The organism is Streptococcus sciuri, from assembly GCF_024814375.1.
In the GTDB taxonomy this organism is placed as follows: Bacteria; Bacillota; Bacilli; order Lactobacillales; family Streptococcaceae; genus Streptococcus; species Streptococcus sciuri.
This window is the reverse complement of sequence record NZ_JANUXX010000003.1, coordinates 122,252-143,138: the sequence shown is the minus strand read 5'-3', so window position 1 is coordinate 143,138 and position 20,887 is coordinate 122,252. Positions and strand designations below refer to the sequence as shown.

Sequence of the window (20,887 nt, the reverse complement as noted above, 5' to 3'; positions counted from 1 at the left end):
ATGTTAGAGACACTCTATAGAGCAGCTAAACAACGTAAAAATTGTCCTAAAGAAGGCTCTTATACCAACTATTTATTTGACAAAGGTTTGGATAAAATCTTGAAAAAAATTGGTGAGGAAAGTAGCGAAGTCATCATCGCTGCTAAAAATGCTGATAAAGACGAGATTGCCAATGAAACAGCTGATTTGCTATACCATTTGGCAGTTATGCTTGTTGAGACTGGAGTTACACCAGATGATGTTGAAACTATTCTCAACAAACGTCAAGGTAAAAAAAGTCGTGTTCATGATCGAGCTGAAATCACAGATTATTGAGAGAAGTTATAGTTGATAGCTCATATGATTGAGAAAAAACAGTAGCTGAAAAGTCTGCTGTTTTTCTAATGTATATGAAAAGGTGATAAATTCATATAAGGCAAGATAACAGACTCACATGCCATCTATTTTATGTTATAATAGATAGCATGAGAGTAGTAGCAGGAACATTTGGTGGTCGTCCTTTAAGGACTTTGGCTGGTCAGACGACACGTCCAACGACAGATAAGGTTAAGGGTGCTATTTTTAATATGATTGGTCCTTACTTTGAGGGAGGTCGTGTTTTAGATTTGTACGCTGGTAGTGGTAGCCTTGCTATTGAGGCCATTTCTCGAGGAATGACAGAGGCTATCTTAGTGGAGCGACATCGTAAGGCGCAAGCTATTATCCAAGAAAATATCAAGATGACGAAGGCTCCAAGTCAGTTTCAACTTTTAAAAATGGAGGCAGATAAAGCCATAGAGCGCTTAGAGGGGACCTTTGACTTGGTGCTACTAGACCCACCTTATGCCAGAGAAGAGATTGTCAGTACCATTGAACACTTAGAGAAAAAAAATCTTCTTGCAACAGATGCTATGCTTGTCTGTGAGACAGATAAGGCTGTGGCTTTACCTGAGAAGATAGTCACAGTGGAGTTGTGGAAGCAAAAAGTTTATGGCATCAGCAAGGTCAGTGTTTATGTGAGATAGGAGAGAGTTGTGGATACAAGAGTACTTGTGTTTGTATTGGTAGCGATAGGGATGATACTGCTTTATCTCTTGTATCGCCTCAATCGTTTGGAAAAATATCTGAGACATTTTCATTTGAAAAATCAAGAAGGAGTGGGAGCTCTATCTCATAGCAAAGATCCTATCTATTTGTTGATAGCTACGCTTCTTATTCTACCTTTCCTAATGGATTTTGTAGCCAATGGTTTTAAGTCTAGTCAGTTGACTGGTCTTTTCATCATTGTCATGTTTTTGTACTTGTATTGTGACGGAGATAATAAATGACTGAAAAAATAGGTCTCTTTACAGGCTCTTTTGATCCTGTAACACTGGGACACATTGACTTGTTGACACGTAGTAGCGCTTTATTTGACAAGCTCTATGTTGGGCTTTTTGACAATGTGGCAAAGGTAAGTTTCTTTCCTATAGAGGTGCGCTCTCGAATGCTAAAAAAAGCCTTGATACCTTTGACAAATGTAGAGGTGGTTACAGCTACAGGTGTGTTAGCAGTTGATGTGGCAAAAGAACTTGGTGTTACGCATTTGGTGCGCGGTCTACGTAGTAGCAAGGACTTGGATTATGAAGCTGAGCTAGCTTTTTTTAATCATCATTTAGATGATACCCTTGAGAGTGTTTTTTTATTGGCAAATCCTGAATTTGTTTATGTGAGTTCGAGTCGTGTTCGAGAGATGATACATTTTGGGGCAGATATTACACCGTTTGTGCCAGAGAGTGTCCTAGTAGAAATGGAGAGTAATGAGAGCTATGGCGAGTAATCAATCAACCAAGAAGTCATTTTGGCAACGATTTAAGTGGTGGTTCTTGGGGCTTTTAGCGGTCGTTTTTATGCTATTTAGTTTGTTTGTACCACTACCTTATTATGTGGAGATGCCAGGTGGTGCTTTTGATATCAAGTCTGTTTTGACGGTCAATGGCAAAGAAGATCATAAAAAAGGTTCTTATAATTTTGTAGCAGTGGGTGTCAGTCAAGCTACTCTAGCACAATTGCTTTATGCTTTGGCTACACCAGATGCGGTGATTGAGACAGAACAGACGATGACAGGTGGCTATAGCAACGATGACTATATCCGTATCAATCGTTTTTATATGGAGAGTTCGCAAAACACTGCTATTTATCAAGCTTTGAAATTGGCTGGTAAAGAAGTCACAATGGAATATAAAGGGGTTTATGTGCTGAATGTTGCGCACAACTCAACATTCCGAAAAGTCTTACAAATCGCTGATACTGTGACAGCTGTCAACGGTAAAACGTTTAAGAATTCTAAAGAGTTGATTGACTATGTGGCTGGTCTTCAGTTAGGAGATGAAGTGACGATTGGCTATACTTCTGATGGTAAGCATAAAACAGCTAAAGGCTCTATTATCGAACTGAGTAATGGAAAGCACGGTATTGGTATTGGTCTGACAGATCATACAGAGGTCAACTCATCTATTAAAGTGAAGTTTTCCACGGATGGTTTTGGAGGTCCAAGTGCCGGCTTGATGTTTACATTAGCAATCTATGACCAAGTATCTGGTGATGATCTGCGTGCAGGTCGTGTGATTGCAGGAACTGGAACGATAGAGCCAGATGGCTCTATCGGTGACATTGGCGGGGCAGGTCTCAAGGTCATCTCAGCGGCACAAGCTGGAGCAAAGATTTTCTTTGTACCTAACAATCCTGTTGATAAAGCTGTGAAAAAGAAAGACCCAACCGCTAAAACCAACTATGAAGAAGCTAAACAAGCGGCTAAAAGGATAGGTACGGATATGAAGATTGTACCTGTTACCACTCTCAAAGAAGCAATTGATTATCTAAAGAAAACCAAATAAAAGGATTGAGATGATGAAAGGACGAAGTTCTATTGAGGGTTCGGCGATGATTGATGTGACCGAGGTCTTATCAAAGATGAACCCCAATCAAAAGATAAATTATGATCGTGTTATGCAGCAAATGGTTAAGGTTTGGCAAAGAGAAACTGTAAGACCCAAGATTTTGATGCATGTGTGCTGTGCACCGTGTTCTACCTATACTTTAGAATACCTGACACAATACGCTGATGTGACGGTTTATTTTGCCAATTCTAACATTCATCCTAAAGCTGAGTATGAAAAGCGTGAATACGTCACAAAGCAGTTTGTTAGTGATTTTAATGAGCGTACAGGTAACCATGTGCAGTTTTTAGCAGAAGCGTATCAGCCAAGTGAATTTATCAAAAAAGTGCGTGGTTTGGAGCAGGAGCCTGAGGGAGGTGACCGTTGCAAAGTTTGCTTTGACTATCGTCTGGATAAGACAGCCCAAAAGGCTGTAGATCTTGATTTTGATTACTTTGGCTCTGCACTTACGATTAGCCCACACAAAAATGCGCAGGTCATCAATGCAATCGGTCTTGATGTCCAAAAAGTCTATGCAACCAAGTATTTGCCCAGTGATTTCAAGAAAAACAAAGGCTATCTGCGCTCGGTTGAGATGTGCGAAGAATATGACATCTATCGTCAGTGCTACTGTGGTTGTGTATATGGAGCGACAGCACAAGGCATTGATTTGGTGAAAGTCAAAAAAGAAGCGACTGCTTTTTTGGCGGATAAGCCATCTGACAAGGACTTTTCCCATATTCGTTTTGTCTACAAGGGTAAAGAAGTCTAGTTGTTCTCATTTGGCATAAAAGATTTTACTTTCAAAATGAATAAAATAGTGTATAATAGTCCTACTGCCAAAAAGGGCAGCATCAAACTATTTGAAAAAAATCATATTGGAGAGGAGTTTCATGCGTAAGGAAATTTCAGCAGAGATGTACAATTACAATCGGTTTCCTGGTCCACAGTTTATGCTAGTAGATGATAAGGTATGGAGTGATGACTACCAATTTACCTTGACTGTCAATGAAAAATCAGCCTTTGATGTGATAAAGTTTACGCAACGCTTTTCAGAAGTGCTTCTCAAATATGACTATATCGTTGGCGACTGGAGTAATGAGCAGTTGCGTTTGCGTGGTTTTTATAAGGACGTCAAAAAAGGTAAAGAAGATAAAAGTATCACAAGACTTGAGGATTACCTCAATGAATATTGTAGCTTTGGCTGCGCCTATTTTATCTTAGAAAATCCAGCACCACAGGAAATCTTTTTTGAAGAAGAGATTTTCAGTAAAAAGAAAACGAAAACGACCAAAAAGGAGCGGCAAAATTATCACTTTAAGGATAGGAAACGAACGGATAGTATCCGCCGAGACAATAAGCGTAGACGTCGCCAGGAAGAGCGTGCGATAAAGGATGCTAGAGCGCAGTTTGTCATTCGCAAGAAAGAGAGATAAAAAGGAGGAGAGCAACGTCAAGTTGCTTGAGAATGATATGAAACCATCGATTTATAGTTTAACACGAGATGAGCTGATTGAGTGGGCGATAGCGCACGGTGAAAAGAAGTTTAGAGCTGGGCAGATTTGGGATTGGCTGTACCGTAAGCGTATCCAGTCTTTTGATGAGATGACCAATATCTCAAAGGACTTTATCGCTCTTTTAAAGGATAATTTTTGTGTCAATCCTCTAAAGCAACGCATCGTGCAGGAGTCTTTTGATGGTACGGTCAAGTACCTTTTTGAATTGCCAGATGGTATGTTAATTGAGACGGTGCTTATGCGTCAGCACTATGGTCTGTCTGTCTGCGTGACGACACAGGTCGGCTGCAATATCGGCTGTACTTTTTGTGCGAGTGGCTTGATTAAAAAACAACGTGATCTCAACAGTGGTGAAATCACTGCCCAAATCATGCTCGTGCAACGCTATTTTGATGAGCGTGGTCAAGATGAGCGTGTCAGTCATGTGGTCGTCATGGGTATCGGAGAGCCTTTTGATAACTATGATAATGTCATGACCTTTTTACGAACCATCAATGATGATAACGGTCTGGCTATCGGTGCTCGTCATATCACGGTGTCAACGTCAGGGCTTGCGCACAAGATTCGTGACTTTGCTAATGAAGGGATTCAAGTAAATTTAGCAGTGTCATTGCACGCGCCAAACAATGACCTACGATCTAGTATCATGCGCATCAATCGATCATTTCCACTAGAAAAGCTCTTTGATGCTATCTCTTACTACATCGAGAGAACCAATCGGCGTGTGACCTTTGAGTATATCATGCTCAATCAGGTCAATGATAATATCGAGCAAGCACAAGAGCTAGCAGATCTGACCAAGAACATCCGTAAGCTCTCCTATGTTAATCTCATCCCCTACAACCCTGTCAGTGAACATGACCAGTATAGCCGCAGTCCAAAGGAGCGTGTTGATGCTTTCTATGATGTGCTCAAGAAAAACGGTGTCAATTGTGTCGTACGTCAGGAGCATGGGACAGATATCGATGCAGCCTGTGGACAGCTACGCTCCAATACCATGAAGCGTGACCGCCAAAAAGCAAGGCTAGCAAAGAAGCAGTAAGCACGCAAACAGTCTGTTGAGTCAACAGCTGTTTTTCTTTTAGGTCAAAATATGATAAAATGAATGTGACCTCTTGACAACACAACAAAGGAGATGATACCATGAGCAACGAACGAACGAACGAACGAACGAACGAACGAACGAACGAACGAACGAACGAACGAACGAACGAACGAACGAACGAAAAGTAGGCACCTACACAGGTCTTGACAAGCTAGACCTGTCTTCAGTGTGCTTGCGTGAGCAGTTGATAGAGCAGATTGGTCGTCTTTTTCCTACATGTCTGACAGAGGACAGGGGAGAGGACGGCTTTTTGCGTCGGAGCGTGGACTTTGAGAGACTGCGAGACTTTCTCGCACCGACTCTAGCGACTAGCCCTGAGACCTATGAGTTTCGCTGGGTGGGCAAGACTTCTTCCTTGCGCCAAGCTGGTCGCCGCACGACCAAGACCTTACGCCCTGACCTTGATGAGAGTGTGAACTTTGAAGGGAGTGAAAACGTCTTTATCACAGGTGACAATCTGGAGGTTTTGAAAATCCTCCAAGAGTCCTATCTGGGAGCGGTGGATATGATCTATATCGACCCACCCTACAATAGGGGTGATGATCTCGTCTATCGGGACAACTATCATCAGACAAAAGCGGAGCAAGACGCACGCGAAGGCAATCTCGATGAGAAGGGACAGCGTCTCAGAAAAAATACCAAGACCAACTCACGCTATCACAGCGATTGGCTCAACATGATCTATCCTAGGCTTCTGCTTGCTCGCAACCTCCTCAAGGACAGTGGCGTGATCTTTATCTCCATTGATGACAATGAACAAGCCAACCTCAAACAAGTCTGCGATGAAGTGTTTGGACAGGAGAATTTTATTGCAAGCATAACTAGAAATACAAACAGTTCTAAAAATCAAAGTTTGTATATTTCCGTAAGTCACGAATATTGTTTAGTCTATTCAAAAGATATTCTTTCATTGAATCAAAAGCATGCTGGAAATAAATGGGAAGTAAATAAAAATAATATAGCTGAGTATAAAAAAAGAATAGTTAAGTTACAAAAAATGGGGCTTTCATCTGATGAGATTACAGCAGAGTTAAAAGAATTAACAAAATATCCGAGATTTATTGATTTTACAAATTATTGGTATGTTGATAAAAGGGGAGTATATATGAAAGGTGACTTAGGTGGAGTGAAAAATGGGAGTATGCAACCAATTATCAATCCATTAACAAACAAGGAAGATCCTGTCCCTCCTGGAGGATTTAGATATAAAACAGAAAAATTATTGGAGTTAATAAACGATAACAGAATACACTTTCATACTGATGGGAGTCTACCTAGGATAAAAAGATATTTGGATGAAAATTCAAAGCAAAGGCCTAAATCAATTATGAGTGATGACCAACGTCCAGACAACAAGCGGTTAAAAGATTTTGGACTGGATTTTGATAATCCGAAGCAACTGACATTTATGAGTAGAATACTGAGCATATTTGAAAATGACTCATTATTTATGGACTTCTTCGCTGGTTCAGCGACCACGGCAGATGCGGTGATGCAGTTGAATGCCGAGGATGGAGGTAAGCGAAAGTATATCCTTTGTACTCTAGACGAGGTGGCGGAAAGCTCCGCTGCTAAAAAAGCAGGCTTTGATACCATTGATCAGATTGCGCGTGAGCGCATCAGACGTGCAGCGAATAAGATTCGTACCGAGCAAGCAGATAAGGCTGACAGCCTTGACCTTGGTTTTCGTGCCTTTAGGCTAGCAGAGTCTAATTTCCGAGACGTAGCTTTGACACCTGGCGATACCGTGCAGGGCGACTTGCTGGCTAGTGTGAATCATCTCCGTGAGGGAACTAGTGCCCTTGACCTCCTCTTTCAGGTCATGCTCTCTTGGGGCAGCCAGCTCTCCCTAGCCATCACCCAGCAAAAGCAGGGGGATAACACCATCTATACCGTCGCTGATGGCGAACTCATCGCCTGCTTTGACGAGGTCATCGGAGAAGACACTATCCGATCAGTCGCAAAGGCGCAGCCAGAGCGTGCCGTCTTTTGGGATGCTAGCTTTGCCAACTCCTCCGATAAAATCAACCTTATCCAAATCTTCAAAGAACTCAGCCCAGAAACACAAGTCAAGGTGGTGTAAAAAGTGCAGAAGACACCCTATCAAGAAAGGAGCCCCCTATGGTAAACACTTACAATACCCAACCTTTATCCGCAATAGAGCTGGATAAGGTCAGCTTTTATCAGCTCATGACAGACATCATCGCCCTCCACAAGGCGATTAGCATCATGTGTTCACGCTACAAAAAGTGTAAAAGGAGTAAGATAAACGAGGTAGCCCATGAAACTACAGTTTAAAGAGCAGGACTTTCAACTAGAGGCGGTCTCTAGTGTCTGCGACCTCTTTGAGGGACAAAAAGAGCTGACCGAAATCACACAGCGAGAGGACTTGCTCGCCTATCACCTCAACGCTCCCATCAGACTGGGAAAGGAGACTATCCAAAAGCGTGTCCAACAAACCCAAATCAATCATCACCTCCCTCCATCAAGCTCCCTCTCTATCAGTCAGTTTGACGGTAGAGACAGCTATAACTTCTCCATCGAGATGGAGACAGGCACAGGCAAGACCTATACCTATATCCGTACCATCATGGAGCTTAATAAACGCTATGGCTGGCTCAAGTTTGTCATCGTTGTGCCGAGTGTTGCTATTCGTGAGGGGGTATGGACGTCCTTTGAGGCTATGCGCGATCATTTTCGCCTTTACTATGGCAAGAGCCCACGGAGCTTTGTCTATGACTCTAACACTATCACCGCTGTTGACAACTTTGCCACAAGTGCCGACATTGAGGTCATGATTATCAATAGCCAAGCCTTTAGCACACGCACCAAGCGGATATACAAAGCACACGAGAGCATCCGCAATCAAGTGCCGATGGAGATCATCGCAAAGACGAGGCCGATCCTTATCATCGACGAGCCACAGTCTGTTGAGGGGGAGCAAACCAAAAAGAATCTACGAGACTTCAAGCCCCTATTTACCTTGCGTTACTCAGCTACGCATAAGGAAAAGCACGACATGCTCTACCGCCTAGACGCTATGGATGCTTATAACAAGCACTTGGTCAAAAAGATAGCGGTCAAAAGTATTGCACAGACCACAAGCACGGGAACGACAGGCTACCTCTATCTGCAAGCGATCATCCCTCAGCCAACAGGTGCCCCAAAAGCGAGAATAGAGTTTGAGAGGAGGACAAAGTCTGGTATCAAGCGTGTTAATAAGCTCATATCAGCTCCTTTTGACCTCTATCAGGCATCAGGCGGGCTGTCAGCCTATGAGGGGATGACCTTGCAGGATTTTGATGCTAGACCGTTTACCAATAGCATTCAGGTAGGCGCTAGCTATCGCCTAGCTGTAGGTGAGGTCATCGGAGAGATTGCCGATCTTGATATGCGTCGCTTGCAGATACGAGAGACTATCAAAACGCACTTGCAAAAAGAAGCTATGCTTTATCAGCGTGGAATCAAGGTGTTATCTCTCTTTTTCATCGACCAAGTCGCACGCTACAAGCAGTACGATGAGCAACATCATGCGCACAACGGCGACTATGCGACTCTCTTTGAGGAGGAATACCACAAGCAAGTCAGCTCTTATCTCCGAGAGCATAAAAAAGAGCCAGATGCTTATTATCGCTATCTGGAGCGCTACCAAGACTCCAGTACTGTTCATGCAGGCTACTTTTCGAAGAAAAAAGTCGATAAAAGGCCTGCTAAGACCATCCTTATCGACTACAAGACAGAGTCTGAGGAAGGAAAGGACTCCTCTGACAAGGAAGCCTACGACCTCATCATGCGAGACAAGGCACGTCTGCTGTCCTTTGAAGAGCCCGTACGCTTTATCTTTTCGCATACTGCTCTCAGAGAAGGCTGGGATAATCCCAATGTCTTTCAGATTTGTACCCTCAATAAGAGCAAATCCGAAATACGCAAACGTCAGGAGATTGGACGAGGCATGCGTCTGTGTGTCAATCAAAATGGTAACCGCCAAGACGCAGAACTTCTCGGGGACAAGAAAGTCCATGACATCAATAAGCTCACCATCATCGCCAATGAAAGTTATGATAGCTTTGCTAGAGGCTTGCAAGGAGAGTTGCGTGAGGAACTCAAGGATAGAGCCTATCAAGTCAGCTCTAGTTTTTTAAAGAGGAAGATTTTGAGAAATGAGACAGGACAAGAACTAGTTATCGAAGAGGAATTTGGCAGGTCAAATCCTCTATCAGCTCACACAACAAGGTTATCTGGATGAAGAGGGCTTTCTCACCGAACGCTACTACGTGGCAAAAGAGATAGATCAGCTAGTCTTTGACAGAGCATTAGAGGGCTTTGAAGCGTCTATGGCAGACTTGCTAGACAAAGTCAGTCTGCATGTCCCTGTTGAAAACGCCAACCAAGAAGACTTTGCTTTTAGAGATGAAGTCAATACCGAGAAATTCCAAGCCTTTAAAGAGCTCTGGAAATGTATCAATCAAAAGTCCGTTTATCGCATTCACCTTGACGAAGACAAACTGATAACAGATGCGATACAGGCGATTAATACGAGTCTTTACATCAGACCATTGACCTATAGTGTACAAGAAACGGAAGTCACCAGACTAGAGACAGATAGGCTGGAGGCGACACTTATGCAGCATTTTGAGGAAAAAATGCAACCGTCTCCTATCACTGAGCGCTATGACTTGCTTGATCGATTGAGCCAAGAAACAAATCTCACTCGCAAGACAATAGCAAAGATACTGACACAGATTAGTCCTAGCAAGTTTGACACCTTTAAGCAAAACCCAGAGGACTTTATTCGAAAAACAGCCAGTCTCATCAATGAACAAAAAGCTATCAGTATGGGACAAGACATCGAGTATAGACTGACAGGCGATAACTACGATAGTGCTCTCTTTTATCAAACTACTGAGCGTGCCAAGTTTCCTGCCTATGATAGTCATGTCCTCAGTGCTAATTGTTCAATTTACAACTATGTCAAAGTCGACTCAAACACCGAAGCAAATTTTCAACAGCAACTGGATAGCTCTGGTGACGTCAGGGTCTATGCTAAATTGCCGACTTGGTTTCATATTCCAACCCCTTTTGGGAACTACAATCCTGACTGGGCGATAGCCTTTAAAAAAGACCACGTCAAGCATATTTATTTTGTCGCCGAGACAAAAGGTTCTAGCAAAGAAACTGATTTGAGAGGTAAGGAAAAGGACAAGATAAACTGTGCGAAGGCACATTTTAGAGAGTTGCAGACAGCAGGTCACCTAGAGAAGGGTTGTCATTATGACGTGGTGAGTGATTTTACAGAGTTGATGGAAAAAGTGAATGATTAAATATCCCTCTATATTTCTTTTTACCTTTTTGTTACAATAAGAGTAAAAGAAAAAAGAGGTATCACAATGACATTTGAAGAGATTTTACCGGGCTTGAAAGCCAAGAAAAAATACGTCCGAACTGGTTGGGGTGGCGCTGAAAATTACGTCCAGCTTTTTGATAGGCTTGAAGTTGGTGGTCAGTCGCTTAAGGTTACACCTTATTTTCTCATCAACGTCTCTGGTGAAGGAGAAGGATTTTCGATGTGGAGTCCAACACCCTGTGATGTTTTAGCGACAGACTGGGTATCAGTAGATGACTAAGCGTGTACTTATCACTGGGGCAGCTAGCGGTATCGGACGAGCTCAGATGTGTGCCTTTTTAGAGGCAGGCTACGAGGTTTTTGCAGTAGATAAGTCAGCAATTGATAAGCAAGATGAACACTTGCACACGTTTCAACTGGATCTAACGGCAGATTTAGAGAGTTTGTTTGAGCAAGTAGCAGATGTCGATATTCTTTGTAATACCGCAGGTATCTTGGATAATTATCAGCCACTTCTTGAGCAAAGTATGGCAGATATGGAGCGACTATTTGCTATCAATCTCTATGCACCTACTCATCTAATGCACCACTATCTGCCTAAGATGTTATTACGTCAGCAAGGTATCATCATCAATATGTGCTCTATTGCTTCTTTTTTGGCAGGCGGTGGCGGATCTAGCTATACCGCCAGCAAGCATGCTCTTGCTGGTTTGACTAAGCAAGTCGCTCTGGACTACGCTGATAAAGGTATTCAGGTCTTTGGCATCGCTCCTGGTGCGGTCAAAACGGGAATGACAGCAACTGACTTTGAGCCAGGCGGTTTGGCTGATTGGGTAGCGGCACAGACTCCGATTAAGCGCTGGACGTTGCCAGAGGAAATTGCGGAGCTAACTCTTTTTTTAGCATCTGGGAAAGCAAGTGCTATGCAAGGCACTATTGTTAAGATAGATGGTGGTTGGAGTTTAAAATAAAAAAGAAAACTGCTCTTTTTTAAGATTTATTTAAGCTTTCGTTGATAAAAGTCAATCTCTTTGTTATCAATGTTACACAAAGCCAATCTGTTTGTCACCTTAAGTGTGTATGATAAATAACGTTGTTGAGAGATTCAACAAGTTAACTCCCTTTTGAGAAGGAGTAATATCATATCAAGGAGAAGATATATGACAAACAAAATAAAAATGCAGTTAGTGATGGTTTTGGCAACACTTGGATTGGCTATAGCAGGTGTTGTAGCTCATGCAGATAGCTATACTGTTCAAGCTGGAGATACTTTATCAGCCATCGCCACAAACCACAATACAACGGTTGACGAACTCGTTCGCCTAAATCATATTGCAGATAGCAACCTTATCCACGTTGGTCAGGTTTTAGAGCTTGATGCCTCTACAGCAGTAGAAACAGCATCAGCAGCACCTGCTGAGACAGCAACTTACCAATCTAGCGTTGTGTTAGCAAATGGCAATACTGCAGGATCCGTAGGAGCTTATGCTGCTGCTCAAGTAGCTGCTGCAACCGGAACAAGTGCAAGCACTTGGGAATATATTATTGCTAAAGAATCAAACGGTAATGTTAATGCTTACAACCCTTCAGGTGCCTCTGGTCTTTTCCAAACAATGCCAATATGGGGCGATACTTCAAGCGTTGATGCTCAAATCCAAGCCGCTATTCGTGCTTACCAATCTTCAGGTTTTGGGGCTTGGGGCTTGTAATATCTAAAAAGCTAGCTAGACTAGCTTTTTTATTTTTAGATTGATGGATTTTTGTCAAAGCCTTTTAATCATGCTATAATCAAACTAGTACAAACGAAAAAGGAGAATATCTATGATTGGCGCACTTATCGTTGGCGCTTTTGTCGGATGGATAGCTAGTATTATAACAGGAAAAAATCGCTCAATGGGCTGTATCTGGAACACTGTTGCAGGATTACTCGGTGCTTTTGTTGGACAGCGTCTTTTTGGCGCTTGGGGAGTACATCTTGCAGGCATGGCTATCTTTCCCTCTATTTTGGGTGCCATCATTGTCATCGCTGTTGCCACGTTCCTTTTCGGAGAACATTAAGAAAATTACAGAGATGATATGGTAAAAGCCAAAATCATGTGTCAAGATTTTCTCGCTACTCATTCTGAAATCACTCAAGACATGGATACTTTGTCTTTTGGTGCGGTGGCAGATACGATAGCTAACTTGGTTCTAAAGGGTATTAAAACAGCGACATCATTTGCTTACGAATTATACGAGACAGAAGCACCATTGCTACAGGGAGATTTTTTAGATAGTCAGGATAAAGTCGTCTGCATTATTGAAATCAAGAAAGTTAGTCTAGTGCCTTTTTATCAAGTATCAGCTCAGCATGCCTACAAAGAAGGCGAGGACGATAGGAGTCTTTTATGGTGGTAAAAAGAACACGAAAAACTTTTCAATAAATGGTTTACGAAGTGTGGTTTGACTTTTAGTGAGGACAGTTTGAGTTTTTTAGAAGAGTTTGAAATGATTTATCCTAAGAAAGAGGACATAAAATGAAGTTAGCAGTGTTAGGAACAGGTAAAATTGTTCAAGAAGTGTTACCTATTTTGGAGAATATAACAGGCATAGCGTTAGTAGGGATTTTATCCACCCCACGCAGTCTTAGTAAGGCACAAGAGTTGGCTCATCGCTATGCGATACCGATTGCAACGAATCGGTATGAAGATTTGTTAGCAAGTGATGCGATTGATACAATCTATATCGCAACACCCAACAACACTCACTATACCTATGCTAAAAAAGCTTTGCAAGCTGGAAAAAACGTCATTTGTGAAAAGCCTTTTACGCTTAAAAAATCAGATTTAGAGGACTTGGCAACTATTGCAAAGCAAAAACAGGTCTTTTTACTAGAAGCTATTACAAATCAGTATCTGCCAAACTTTGCCGTGATTAAGGAGGCGCTCCCCTCCATTGGTGAGATTAAGATTGTGGAGTGCAATTATTCACAGTATTCTTCACGCTATGATGCTTTTAAGAAAGGTGAAGTAGCTCCAGCTTTTGATCCAGAGATGGGAGGAGGAGCCTTATATGATCTTAATATCTATAATATCCATCTCATCGTAGGTCTTTTTGGTCAGCCAAAGTCTGTGTATTATTTGGCAAATAAGGAAAAAGATGTGGATACCTCTGGAGTATTGGTTATGGACTTTGATCGGTTTAAGTGTGTTTGTATCGCTGCAAAAGATTGTGAAGCAGAAGCACGCTCCACTATCCAAGGTAATAAAGGGTCTATTGCTATATTAGGAGCAACAAACAGCTTACCAGTCATCCAAGTAACCTTGAATAAGGAGAAAAGCCATCTCATCGATCATAATGCCAATAAACACCGTATGCAAGCAGAGTTTGAGAACTTTGAGCGTATTTTAGCGACTAGAGATAGCAAATCAGCTCAAAAAGCGTTAGAACATAGCTTAGCAGTGATGGCAGTATTAGATAATGCACGAGAGTATATGAAATAGCCTGCCTATAATGTGCAATTTTATGATATAATAGTAGCAGTTTACTTATAGATAAAGGATTGGTGTTATGTCGAATTATGCAATTATTTTAGCTGCAGGTAAGGGAACACGTATGAAATCGGATTTGCCTAAAGTGCTGCACAAGGTAGCTGGCATTACTATGTTAGAGCATGTTTTTCGCAATGTTCAGGCGATTGCCCCTCAAAAAACAGTGACTATTATCGGTCATAAAGCAGAGCTTGTGCGTCAGACTTTGGGAGATGCTAGTCGTTTTGTCCTCCAAAAAGATCAATTGGGGACGGGGCACGCTGTTATGATGGCTGAAAAAGACTTATCTGCTCTTGATGGTCAAACTCTGGTTATTGCTGGGGATACTCCATTGATTACAGGTGAGAGTTTAAAGAATTTGATTGATTATCATATCAATCATAAAAATATTGCCACAATCCTGACTGCTGATGCCACCAACCCTTTTGGCTATGGACGTATCATTCGCAATTCTGATGAGGAAGTGACAAAGATTGTTGAAGAAAAAGATGCCACAGATTTTGAAAAACAAATCACCGAAATCAACACTGGTACTTACGTCTTTGATAATAAACGTCTCTTTGAAGCACTTAAAAATATCAATACCAATAATGCTCAAGGTGAGTACTATTTAACGGATGTTATTGGCATTTTTAAAGGTGCTGGTGAAAAAGTAGGAGCGTATAAGTTACGTGATTTTAATGAAAGCTTAGGGGTCAATGATCGTATCGCATTGTCTGTTGCCAAAGAGGTAATGAGAGAGCGTATCAATAAACAGCACATGCTAAATGGTGTCACCTTTATTAATCCTAAAGAAACTTATATTGATATTGACGTAGAAATTGCTGATGATGTGCTTATCGAAGCAAATGTGACTCTAAAAGGACATACCAAGATTGGTGAAGGATCTATCCTAACCAATGGAACTACGATTATTGACTCCATCATTGGAGAGAGAAACGTTATCACACATTCAATGATTGAGCAATCGCATCTTGCTACAGGTGTGACAGTTGGACCTTATGCCCATATTAGACCAGACTCTACTCTTGAGGAAAATGTTCATATTGGAAACTTTGTAGAGGTCAAAGGATCTCACATCGGTGCAGATACTAAGGCGGGTCACCTTACCTATATTGGGAATGCTCAAGTGGGAAGTAAAGTCAATTTTGGTGCTGGAACCATTACGGTTAACTATGATGGCAAGTCCAAGTACAAGACAGTTATTGGTGATAATGCTTTTGTTGGGAGCAACTCAACTTTAATTGCTCCTATAACTATTGGTGATAATGCTCTAACAGCCGCAGGTTCTAGTATTGTCGAGGATGTACCGAAAGATAGTATTGCTATTGGACGAGCGCGTCAGGTCAATAAAGAAGGATATGCTAAAAATAAGCCCCACCACCCTTCGCAAAAATGAGGTAAGTTATGGATTTTGAAGAAAAAACATTGAAACGTACAGAGATTTTTGATGGTAGGATTTTTAAGGTCGCTGTTGACGAGGTCAAACTGCCAAATAACTTAGGTACATCAAAGCGGGAGCTTGTTTTTCACAAAGGTGCCGTCGCTATTTTAGCAATCACTGCGGAGAGAAAAATTATCCTTGTCAAACAATACCGTAAAGCCATCGAGCAAGTCTCCTATGAGATTCCAGCAGGCAAACTAGAAGAAGGCGAAACGGGTTTTGAAACGGATGCAGCTAGTCGTGAACTAGAGGAAGAAACAGGATATCAAGGAAAACTCACTCCTCTCTACACTTTTTACACAGCGATTGGTTTTTCAAATGAAAAAATTAGACTTTATTTGGCTAGGGAACTGAAAAAAGTGGAACATCCTCGTCCTCAAGATGATGATGAAGTTATTGAGCTATTTGAGCTTAGTTATAAAGAGTGTATGGACTTGGTCAAATCAGGGGAGATTTGCGATGCCAAGACCCTCATTGCTCTGCAATATTATGCGCTTCATTACGGAGGTGATATCTAGTGGGAACTCCTCTACTTACAGATGATATCATTGAAAAAGCAAAACACAACAACCTAGATGATGAGGACTTTCAGATTGATGACGCCTCTCGTCCTATTTATAAGAGCCGTAAAATGGAGCAGGAAAGGCGTAAAGCTTTTAGACGTAAGTTGAATATTATACTTGGGATTGTGTTACTATTGATTGTAGCACTCGTTTACGCTGTTTTTAATTGGTGAGGTAAGATGAAAATTGGAATTATTGCTGCTATGGATCAGGAATTGCAGCTTTTAGTAGATAAATTAGACACAAAAAGAATAACGACACGTTTAGGAAAGACTTACTATAGCGGAAAACTTGGAAAACATGAAGTAGTGCTTGTGCAATCTGGTATTGGTAAAGTCATATCTGCCATGAGTGTTGCCGTTTTGGTGGATTTCTTTGACGTAGACGCTATTATCAATACAGGATCAGCAGGTGCTGTGGGAAAAGGGATTGCCATCGGTGATGTTGTGGTAGCCACTCGCTTGGTTTATTATGATGTAGATGTGACAGCTTTTGGTTATGCTTATGGACAGATGGCTACACAGCCTCTTTATTTCGAGTCTGATGAGCACTTCATCGCCGTCTTTGAGGAAATTCTAAAAGAACAAGATATAGACAGTCATATCGGACTGATTGCAACAGGTGATAGCTTTATTGCTTGTCAAGATAAGAACGATAGTATAAAAAAAGCTTTTCCAGATGTTCTAGCTGTTGAGATGGAGGGAGCTGCGATTGCGCAAGCTGCGTATGCAACAAAGCGTCCTTTCATCGTGGTCAGAGCGATGAGCGATACCGCTAGCCATGATGCCAACATCACCTTTGATGAGTTCATCATAGAAGCCGGTAAACGCTCCGCTCAAATGCTAATTGCTTTTTTGGAGAAATTATAAATAAAAAGACGGCAGTTAAACACAGAGCAAGCTAGTTTTTCTTAGCTTGTTTTTGTTTAACAATGATAAAACAGGACTTGTGATATAATAAGGTTATGAAAACAAAGAGTGTAAACATACCGTTACAACCTTTCACAAAGTGGACAGGGGGTAAACGCCAGCTATTACCAATGATCACATCACTGATGCCAGACAATTACAATAAGTATTTTGAACCATTTGTAGGCGGAGGAGCTTTATTTTTTGAACTATCACCCACTGATGCTATAATAAACGATTTTAATAGTGAACTAATTAACTGCTATCAACAAATTAGAGATAATTCGGAAGAACTAATCCAGCTACTATCTAAACACAAGGAAAGTAATTCTAAAGAATATTACTTAGATTTACGGTCAGTTGACAGAGATGGTAGGATTAAAAAAATGTCTGACACGGAAAGGGCTGCTCGTATCCTGTATATGCTCAGAGTTGACTTTAACGGACTGTATCGTGTTAATTCAAAAAATCAATTCAATGTTCCTTATGGTCGCTATAAAAATCCTAAAATTGTTGATGAAAACTTAATTTTATCCATTTCGAAGTACCTAAATGAAAACAGCATTCAGATTATGAATGGGGACTTTGAAAAGGCGGTTGAAGACGTTAAGGCTGGCGATTTTGTCTATTTTGACCCGCCTTATATCCCTATTTCAGAGACAAGTGCTTTCACCTCTTACACACATGAGGGCTTTTCTTATGACGATCAGGTGCGCCTCAGAGATACATTTAAAAGATTGTCAGAAAAGGGGGTACACGTGATGTTATCCAATTCTTCCAGTCCTTTGGTTTACGAATTGTATAAAGATTTTACTATCCACAGTATAGAAGTCACAAGAGCGAATGGCGCCAAGGCTTCTAGTCGTGGTAAAGTATCAGAGGTGATTGTAACGAATGATGACAAATAACGAATATAAGTATGGGGGTGTTTTAATGACGAAACCATACTATCATAAAAATAAAGCTATTCTTGTCCATGCTGATACTTTTGAATTTCTATCAAAAATGAAGCCAGAAAGCATGGATATGATTTTTGCAGATCCGCCCTACTTTTTGAGTAATGGGGGTATTTCAAATTCTGGCGGACAGGTTGTTTCTGTTGATAAAGGGGAATGGGATAAGGTCTCATCGCTTGAAGAAAAACATGACTTCAATCGAAGATGGATAAATCTTTCCAGAAAAGTCTTAAAGCCAAATGGCACAATATGGATTTCAGGAAGTTTTCACAACATATATTCTGTTGGTATGGCTTTAGAACAAGAAGGATTTAAAATTCTAAACAATATCACTTGGCAAAAAACAAATCCAGCACCTAATTTATCTTGTCGCTATTTCACACATTCTACAGAAACCATACTTTGGGCTAGAAAAGACGATAAAAAAGCTCGTCATTACTATAATTATGACTTAATGAAAGAAATAAATGATGGTAAGCAGATGAAGGATGTTTGGACAGGTTCGCTTACGAAACAATCTGAAAAATGGGCTGGTAAGCACCCAACCCAGAAACCTGAATATTTACTAGAGCTTAATACGCTTAATTATCTCGTTGGGAAAGAAAATATATACGATGAGGCACTTGCCTTATTTCAAAAGCACCCAGAGTTGCTAAAAGGTTAGGACGAAAATTTATTGGAATAGATGCTGAACGAGATTTTAAAAATAGCAAGAACAAGATTAGAAAAAGAAAGTAGCAAGGAGGTATTATGAAATTAAATGAATATTTGCAACTCTCGCCAGAAGATAGGCTTAAAGAGTTTTTATCAACTTTATCTGTAACAAACCGCACGCCTGAATATTACGTCAACTGGGATAAAGTTGAGCGAGAAACTAAACAATTTGAACTAGAATTAAATACGCTCAATTACTTAATAGGCAAAGAGTCAATCTATGATGAAGCTTTGTCGCTATTTGCGAAGCAACCAAACTTGTTGCGTGCGATCCCAAGCCTAATTGCCAGTCGTGATAAAATTTTAGATGTTCTTTCTATAGATGAACAAGATAACATGAGTTTCGAACAACTCAACTTTTCGAAAATTGATACAGATATTATCAAAGACTATGTAGACTTCATTGAAAAGTCTGGTTTGCTAGATTTCTTGCAGAATAAAGCAAATCGTTCCTTAGTTGACTATGTTTACGGAGTTGAGGCTGGTTTAGACAGCAATGCACGAAAAAATCGTAGCGGAACAACTATGGAAGGCATTTTAGAGCGTCATGTTTCTAAAATTTCTGACCTACTGGGTCTAGAGTGGAAAACTCAAGCAACCGCACCTTTCATAAAAGAAAAATGGAATATAGAAGTTCCCGTTGATAAATCTGAGCGTCGTTTCGATGTGGCAATTTACTCCAAAGAACAGCATAAAGTTTGGTTGATTGAAACCAACTACTACGGCGGTGGTAGCAGTAAGCTAAAGGCAGTAGCGGGTGAGTTTACAGAACTCAATCAATTTGTCACAACTTCAAAAAATGATGTTGCATTTATTTGGGTCACTGATGGTCAAGGATGGAAAACAGCGCATTTACCATTATCTGAAGCTTTTGGTCACATGACTAATATCTTTAATCTTCACATGTTAAAAGAAAACTTTTTGTCTGATTTACTCAACAAATAAAAAACGGCTTTTGCCGTTTTTTATACACCATCCCTTAATCAAACTGATAGTCTTTTAGGATTTTTATAGTTTTAATAGTGACATCTGTCTTAGGTTTATTGCTGTCGTCTGTTTCGACTTGGGCGATTTTGTCCACAACGTCCATGCCACTGATGACTTGTCCAAAGACAGTGTATTGCCCATCGAGATCAGGATTTCCTCCTTTTTTATAAGCATCAATGATAGCTTTAGGATATTGATTAGTCTTTAATGTGCTGGCATTGTTTGTACTATTTTGATTGATGTAAAACTGGCTACCATTGGTGTTTTCCCCTCTATTTGCCATTGCTAAGCTACCACGGATATTGTAGAGATAAGGGCTAATCTCATTTTTAAAGCCATTTCCAGAATCAATGCTTTTGTCTTTTCCCTTCCAGATGGATTTTCCACCTGTACCATCGCCATTTGGATCTCCTGATTGGATGATAAAATTGTTGATGACACGGTGGAAAGTTAAGTTATCATAGTAGCCTTCCTTGGCGTGAGTGAGAAAGTTTTCTACAGCAAGAGGGGCATATTTAGGAAAAAGCTTAATGGTGATGTCTCCCAAAGACGTTGTCATGAGGATCTCTGCCTCATTTTTTGAGACGGTATCAGTTAATTGAGGAAAAGAACTAGCTTTGGCTTTAAGGGCTGTATGCAATTCTTTAGTAGCCTTTTCTTTTTCAGCTTGGCTAGAGCTAGCAGCTATTTGTTGATTCACGTAATCATCTCCCCTCAAGGTACGCTCAATGCTTTCACACCCTGCTAGGGTGAGGAGAAGAACAAATAGTAGTGATAGAACTCCCCATTTTTTCATTAATTGAAATCCTTCCAAAACGTTTTTCTCTATTGTAACACAGAACCTTAGCTTTCGCTATGAAAATTCTATCAAAAACTCCTCTTATGTGATTTTTCTAAGTGTTCAAAATGTGGTACAATAGGG

General features: G+C 40.9%; 24 protein-coding genes and 4 pseudogenes. 27 read left to right on the top strand and 1 reads right to left on the bottom strand.

From position 1 onward, the window contains the following. The 27 genes and pseudogenes from hisE to NXS10_RS03855 all read left to right on the top strand — a co-directional run bounded on the left by hisE (position 1) and on the right by NXS10_RS03855 (position 19,923). Complete coding sequence (gene hisE, locus NXS10_RS03975; protein WP_259137915.1) at positions 1 to 315, top strand: phosphoribosyl-ATP diphosphatase; 315 nt, start codon at positions 1 to 3, stop codon at positions 313 to 315. A gap of 149 nt (positions 316 to 464) precedes the next feature. After that, positions 465 to 1,004 (top strand): 16S rRNA (guanine(966)-N(2))-methyltransferase RsmD, encoded by a 540-nt coding sequence (gene rsmD, locus NXS10_RS03970; RefSeq protein ID WP_259137914.1) that lies wholly within the window; start codon positions 465 to 467, stop codon positions 1,002 to 1,004. 9 nt (positions 1,005 to 1,013) lie between these two features. Then, positions 1,014 to 1,307 carry a hypothetical protein gene (locus tag NXS10_RS03965; protein WP_259137913.1) on the top strand — a complete coding sequence of 98 codons (294 nt, stop codon included), beginning with the start codon at positions 1,014 to 1,016 and terminating at the stop codon, positions 1,305 to 1,307. Further along, positions 1,304 to 1,798, top strand: a complete 495-nt coding sequence (coaD, locus tag NXS10_RS03960; RefSeq protein WP_259137912.1) for a pantetheine-phosphate adenylyltransferase — start codon at positions 1,304 to 1,306, stop codon at positions 1,796 to 1,798. Before NXS10_RS03965 ends, coaD begins: the two co-directional genes overlap by 4 nt. After that, positions 1,788 to 2,855, top strand: coding sequence for a SepM family pheromone-processing serine protease (locus NXS10_RS03955; RefSeq protein WP_259137911.1), 1,068 nt, complete (start codon positions 1,788 to 1,790; stop codon positions 2,853 to 2,855). Before coaD ends, NXS10_RS03955 begins: the two co-directional genes overlap by 11 nt. A 46-nt stretch (positions 2,856 to 2,901) precedes the next feature. Continuing rightward, positions 2,902 to 3,669: an epoxyqueuosine reductase QueH gene (locus NXS10_RS03950; protein WP_259137934.1), complete on the top strand. Its 768-nt coding sequence runs from the start codon at positions 2,902 to 2,904 to the stop codon at positions 3,667 to 3,669. Between the two features lie 121 nt (positions 3,670 to 3,790). Then, on the top strand, positions 3,791 to 4,333 hold the full coding sequence (locus NXS10_RS03945; RefSeq protein WP_259137910.1) for a YutD family protein: 543 nt from the start codon (positions 3,791 to 3,793) through the stop codon (positions 4,331 to 4,333). Between the two features lie 37 nt (positions 4,334 to 4,370). Next, positions 4,371 to 5,456 carry a dual-specificity RNA methyltransferase RlmN gene (gene rlmN, locus NXS10_RS03940; protein WP_259137908.1) on the top strand — a complete coding sequence of 362 codons (1,086 nt, stop codon included), beginning with the start codon at positions 4,371 to 4,373 and terminating at the stop codon, positions 5,454 to 5,456. Positions 5,457 to 5,685: 229 nt separating this feature from the next. Next, complete coding sequence (locus tag NXS10_RS03935; protein WP_259137906.1) at positions 5,686 to 7,602, top strand: site-specific DNA-methyltransferase; 1,917 nt, start codon at positions 5,686 to 5,688, stop codon at positions 7,600 to 7,602. A gap of 38 nt (positions 7,603 to 7,640) precedes the next feature. Then, positions 7,641 to 7,817, top strand: a complete 177-nt coding sequence (locus tag NXS10_RS03930; protein WP_259137903.1) for a hypothetical protein — start codon at positions 7,641 to 7,643, stop codon at positions 7,815 to 7,817. Then, positions 7,801 to 9,765, top strand: a complete 1,965-nt coding sequence (locus NXS10_RS03925) for a DEAD/DEAH box helicase family protein (protein ID WP_259137901.1) — start codon at positions 7,801 to 7,803, stop codon at positions 9,763 to 9,765. Before NXS10_RS03930 ends, NXS10_RS03925 begins: the two co-directional genes overlap by 17 nt. Further along, on the top strand, positions 9,716 to 10,840 hold the full coding sequence (locus NXS10_RS03920; protein ID WP_259137898.1) for a restriction endonuclease: 1,125 nt from the start codon (positions 9,716 to 9,718) through the stop codon (positions 10,838 to 10,840). Before NXS10_RS03925 ends, NXS10_RS03920 begins: the two co-directional genes overlap by 50 nt. Before the next feature lie 66 nt (positions 10,841 to 10,906). After that, positions 10,907 to 11,143: a DUF2829 domain-containing protein gene (locus tag NXS10_RS03915; RefSeq protein WP_259137895.1), complete on the top strand. Its 237-nt coding sequence runs from the start codon at positions 10,907 to 10,909 to the stop codon at positions 11,141 to 11,143. Beyond that, complete coding sequence (locus tag NXS10_RS03910; RefSeq protein ID WP_259137893.1) at positions 11,136 to 11,834, top strand: 3-oxoacyl-ACP reductase; 699 nt, start codon at positions 11,136 to 11,138, stop codon at positions 11,832 to 11,834. Before NXS10_RS03915 ends, NXS10_RS03910 begins: the two co-directional genes overlap by 8 nt. Before the next feature lie 189 nt (positions 11,835 to 12,023). Beyond that, positions 12,024 to 12,572 (top strand): LysM peptidoglycan-binding domain-containing protein, encoded by a 549-nt coding sequence (locus tag NXS10_RS03905; protein WP_373317989.1) that lies wholly within the window; start codon positions 12,024 to 12,026, stop codon positions 12,570 to 12,572. Between the two features lie 112 nt (positions 12,573 to 12,684). Beyond that, positions 12,685 to 12,921 (top strand): GlsB/YeaQ/YmgE family stress response membrane protein, encoded by a 237-nt coding sequence (locus NXS10_RS03900; protein ID WP_259137891.1) that lies wholly within the window; start codon positions 12,685 to 12,687, stop codon positions 12,919 to 12,921. A 36-nt stretch (positions 12,922 to 12,957) separates the two neighbouring features. After that, positions 12,958 to 13,383: pseudogene (locus NXS10_RS03895) on the top strand (ASCH domain-containing protein). Beyond that, positions 13,380 to 14,345, top strand: a complete 966-nt coding sequence (locus NXS10_RS03890; RefSeq protein ID WP_259137889.1) for a Gfo/Idh/MocA family protein — start codon at positions 13,380 to 13,382, stop codon at positions 14,343 to 14,345. Before NXS10_RS03895 ends, NXS10_RS03890 begins: the two are co-directional and overlap by 4 nt. A 67-nt stretch (positions 14,346 to 14,412) precedes the next feature. Continuing rightward, positions 14,413 to 15,792: a bifunctional UDP-N-acetylglucosamine diphosphorylase/glucosamine-1-phosphate N-acetyltransferase GlmU gene (gene glmU, locus NXS10_RS03885; protein ID WP_259137887.1), complete on the top strand. Its 1,380-nt coding sequence runs from the start codon at positions 14,413 to 14,415 to the stop codon at positions 15,790 to 15,792. An 8-nt stretch (positions 15,793 to 15,800) separates the two neighbouring features. Beyond that, entirely contained in the window at positions 15,801 to 16,355 is a 555-nt protein-coding gene (locus NXS10_RS03880; protein WP_259137884.1) for an NUDIX hydrolase, read from the top strand. Further along, positions 16,355 to 16,573, top strand: a complete 219-nt coding sequence (gene macP, locus NXS10_RS03875; protein ID WP_259137882.1) for a cell wall synthase accessory phosphoprotein MacP — start codon at positions 16,355 to 16,357, stop codon at positions 16,571 to 16,573. The genes NXS10_RS03880 and macP overlap by 1 nt, the downstream gene beginning before the upstream one ends. A gap of 6 nt (positions 16,574 to 16,579) precedes the next feature. After that, entirely contained in the window at positions 16,580 to 17,269 is a 690-nt protein-coding gene (locus NXS10_RS03870; protein WP_259137880.1) for a 5'-methylthioadenosine/adenosylhomocysteine nucleosidase, read from the top strand. A gap of 95 nt (positions 17,270 to 17,364) precedes the next feature. Beyond that, on the top strand, positions 17,365 to 18,216 hold the full coding sequence (locus NXS10_RS03865) for a DNA adenine methylase (RefSeq protein ID WP_259137877.1): 852 nt from the start codon (positions 17,365 to 17,367) through the stop codon (positions 18,214 to 18,216). After that, positions 18,206 to 18,842 (top strand): annotated as a pseudogene (locus NXS10_RS03860) (DNA-methyltransferase); the annotation flags it as partial. The gene NXS10_RS03865 and the pseudogene NXS10_RS03860, both read left to right, overlap by 11 nt. Continuing rightward, positions 18,821 to 18,922, top strand: a pseudogene (locus tag NXS10_RS08710) (type II restriction endonuclease); the annotation flags it as partial. The pseudogenes NXS10_RS03860 and NXS10_RS08710, both read left to right, overlap by 22 nt. Further along, positions 18,910 to 19,018, top strand: a pseudogene (locus NXS10_RS08625) (site-specific DNA-methyltransferase); the annotation flags it as partial. The pseudogenes NXS10_RS08710 and NXS10_RS08625, both read left to right, overlap by 13 nt. Beyond that, positions 19,015 to 19,923, top strand: coding sequence for a type II restriction endonuclease (locus NXS10_RS03855; protein ID WP_259137875.1), 909 nt, complete (start codon positions 19,015 to 19,017; stop codon positions 19,921 to 19,923). The pseudogene NXS10_RS08625 and the gene NXS10_RS03855, both read left to right, overlap by 4 nt. Before the next feature lie 34 nt (positions 19,924 to 19,957). On the opposite strand, the gene NXS10_RS03850 is transcribed toward NXS10_RS03855, so the two are convergent. Continuing rightward, positions 19,958 to 20,761, bottom strand: coding sequence for a peptidylprolyl isomerase (locus tag NXS10_RS03850; RefSeq protein WP_259137873.1), 804 nt, complete (start codon positions 20,759 to 20,761; stop codon positions 19,958 to 19,960). Between the last annotated feature and the right edge of the window lie 126 nt (positions 20,762 to 20,887).

Excerpts from the sequence above, each read along its gene's own strand:
- hisE (WP_259137915.1), top strand. The coding sequence starts at position 1 with ATGTTAGAGACACTCTATAGAGCAGCTAAACAACGTAAAAATTGTCCT.
- rsmD (WP_259137914.1), top strand. The coding sequence starts at position 465 with ATGAGAGTAGTAGCAGGAACATTTGGTGGTCGTCCTTTAAGGACTTTG.
- coaD (WP_259137912.1), top strand. The coding sequence starts at position 1,304 with ATGACTGAAAAAATAGGTCTCTTTACAGGCTCTTTTGATCCTGTAACA.
- NXS10_RS03955 (WP_259137911.1), top strand. The coding sequence starts at position 1,788 with ATGGCGAGTAATCAATCAACCAAGAAGTCATTTTGGCAACGATTTAAG.
- NXS10_RS03950 (WP_259137934.1), top strand. The coding sequence starts at position 2,902 with ATGATTGATGTGACCGAGGTCTTATCAAAGATGAACCCCAATCAAAAG.
- NXS10_RS03945 (WP_259137910.1), top strand. The coding sequence starts at position 3,791 with ATGCGTAAGGAAATTTCAGCAGAGATGTACAATTACAATCGGTTTCCT.
- rlmN (WP_259137908.1), top strand. The coding sequence starts at position 4,371 with ATGAAACCATCGATTTATAGTTTAACACGAGATGAGCTGATTGAGTGG.
- NXS10_RS03930 (WP_259137903.1), top strand. The coding sequence starts at position 7,641 with ATGGTAAACACTTACAATACCCAACCTTTATCCGCAATAGAGCTGGAT.
- NXS10_RS03925 (WP_259137901.1), top strand. The coding sequence starts at position 7,801 with ATGAAACTACAGTTTAAAGAGCAGGACTTTCAACTAGAGGCGGTCTCT.
- NXS10_RS03915 (WP_259137895.1), top strand. The coding sequence starts at position 10,907 with ATGACATTTGAAGAGATTTTACCGGGCTTGAAAGCCAAGAAAAAATAC.
- NXS10_RS03910 (WP_259137893.1), top strand. The coding sequence starts at position 11,136 with ATGACTAAGCGTGTACTTATCACTGGGGCAGCTAGCGGTATCGGACGA.
- NXS10_RS03905 (WP_373317989.1), top strand. The coding sequence starts at position 12,024 with ATGACAAACAAAATAAAAATGCAGTTAGTGATGGTTTTGGCAACACTT.
- NXS10_RS03900 (WP_259137891.1), top strand. The coding sequence starts at position 12,685 with ATGATTGGCGCACTTATCGTTGGCGCTTTTGTCGGATGGATAGCTAGT.
- NXS10_RS03890 (WP_259137889.1), top strand. The coding sequence starts at position 13,380 with ATGAAGTTAGCAGTGTTAGGAACAGGTAAAATTGTTCAAGAAGTGTTA.
- glmU (WP_259137887.1), top strand. The coding sequence starts at position 14,413 with ATGTCGAATTATGCAATTATTTTAGCTGCAGGTAAGGGAACACGTATG.
- NXS10_RS03880 (WP_259137884.1), top strand. The coding sequence starts at position 15,801 with ATGGATTTTGAAGAAAAAACATTGAAACGTACAGAGATTTTTGATGGT.
- NXS10_RS03870 (WP_259137880.1), top strand. The coding sequence starts at position 16,580 with ATGAAAATTGGAATTATTGCTGCTATGGATCAGGAATTGCAGCTTTTA.
- NXS10_RS03865 (WP_259137877.1), top strand. The coding sequence starts at position 17,365 with ATGAAAACAAAGAGTGTAAACATACCGTTACAACCTTTCACAAAGTGG.
- NXS10_RS03855 (WP_259137875.1), top strand. The coding sequence starts at position 19,015 with ATGAAATTAAATGAATATTTGCAACTCTCGCCAGAAGATAGGCTTAAA.
- NXS10_RS03850 (WP_259137873.1), bottom strand. The coding sequence starts at position 20,761 with ATGAAAAAATGGGGAGTTCTATCACTACTATTTGTTCTTCTCCTCACC.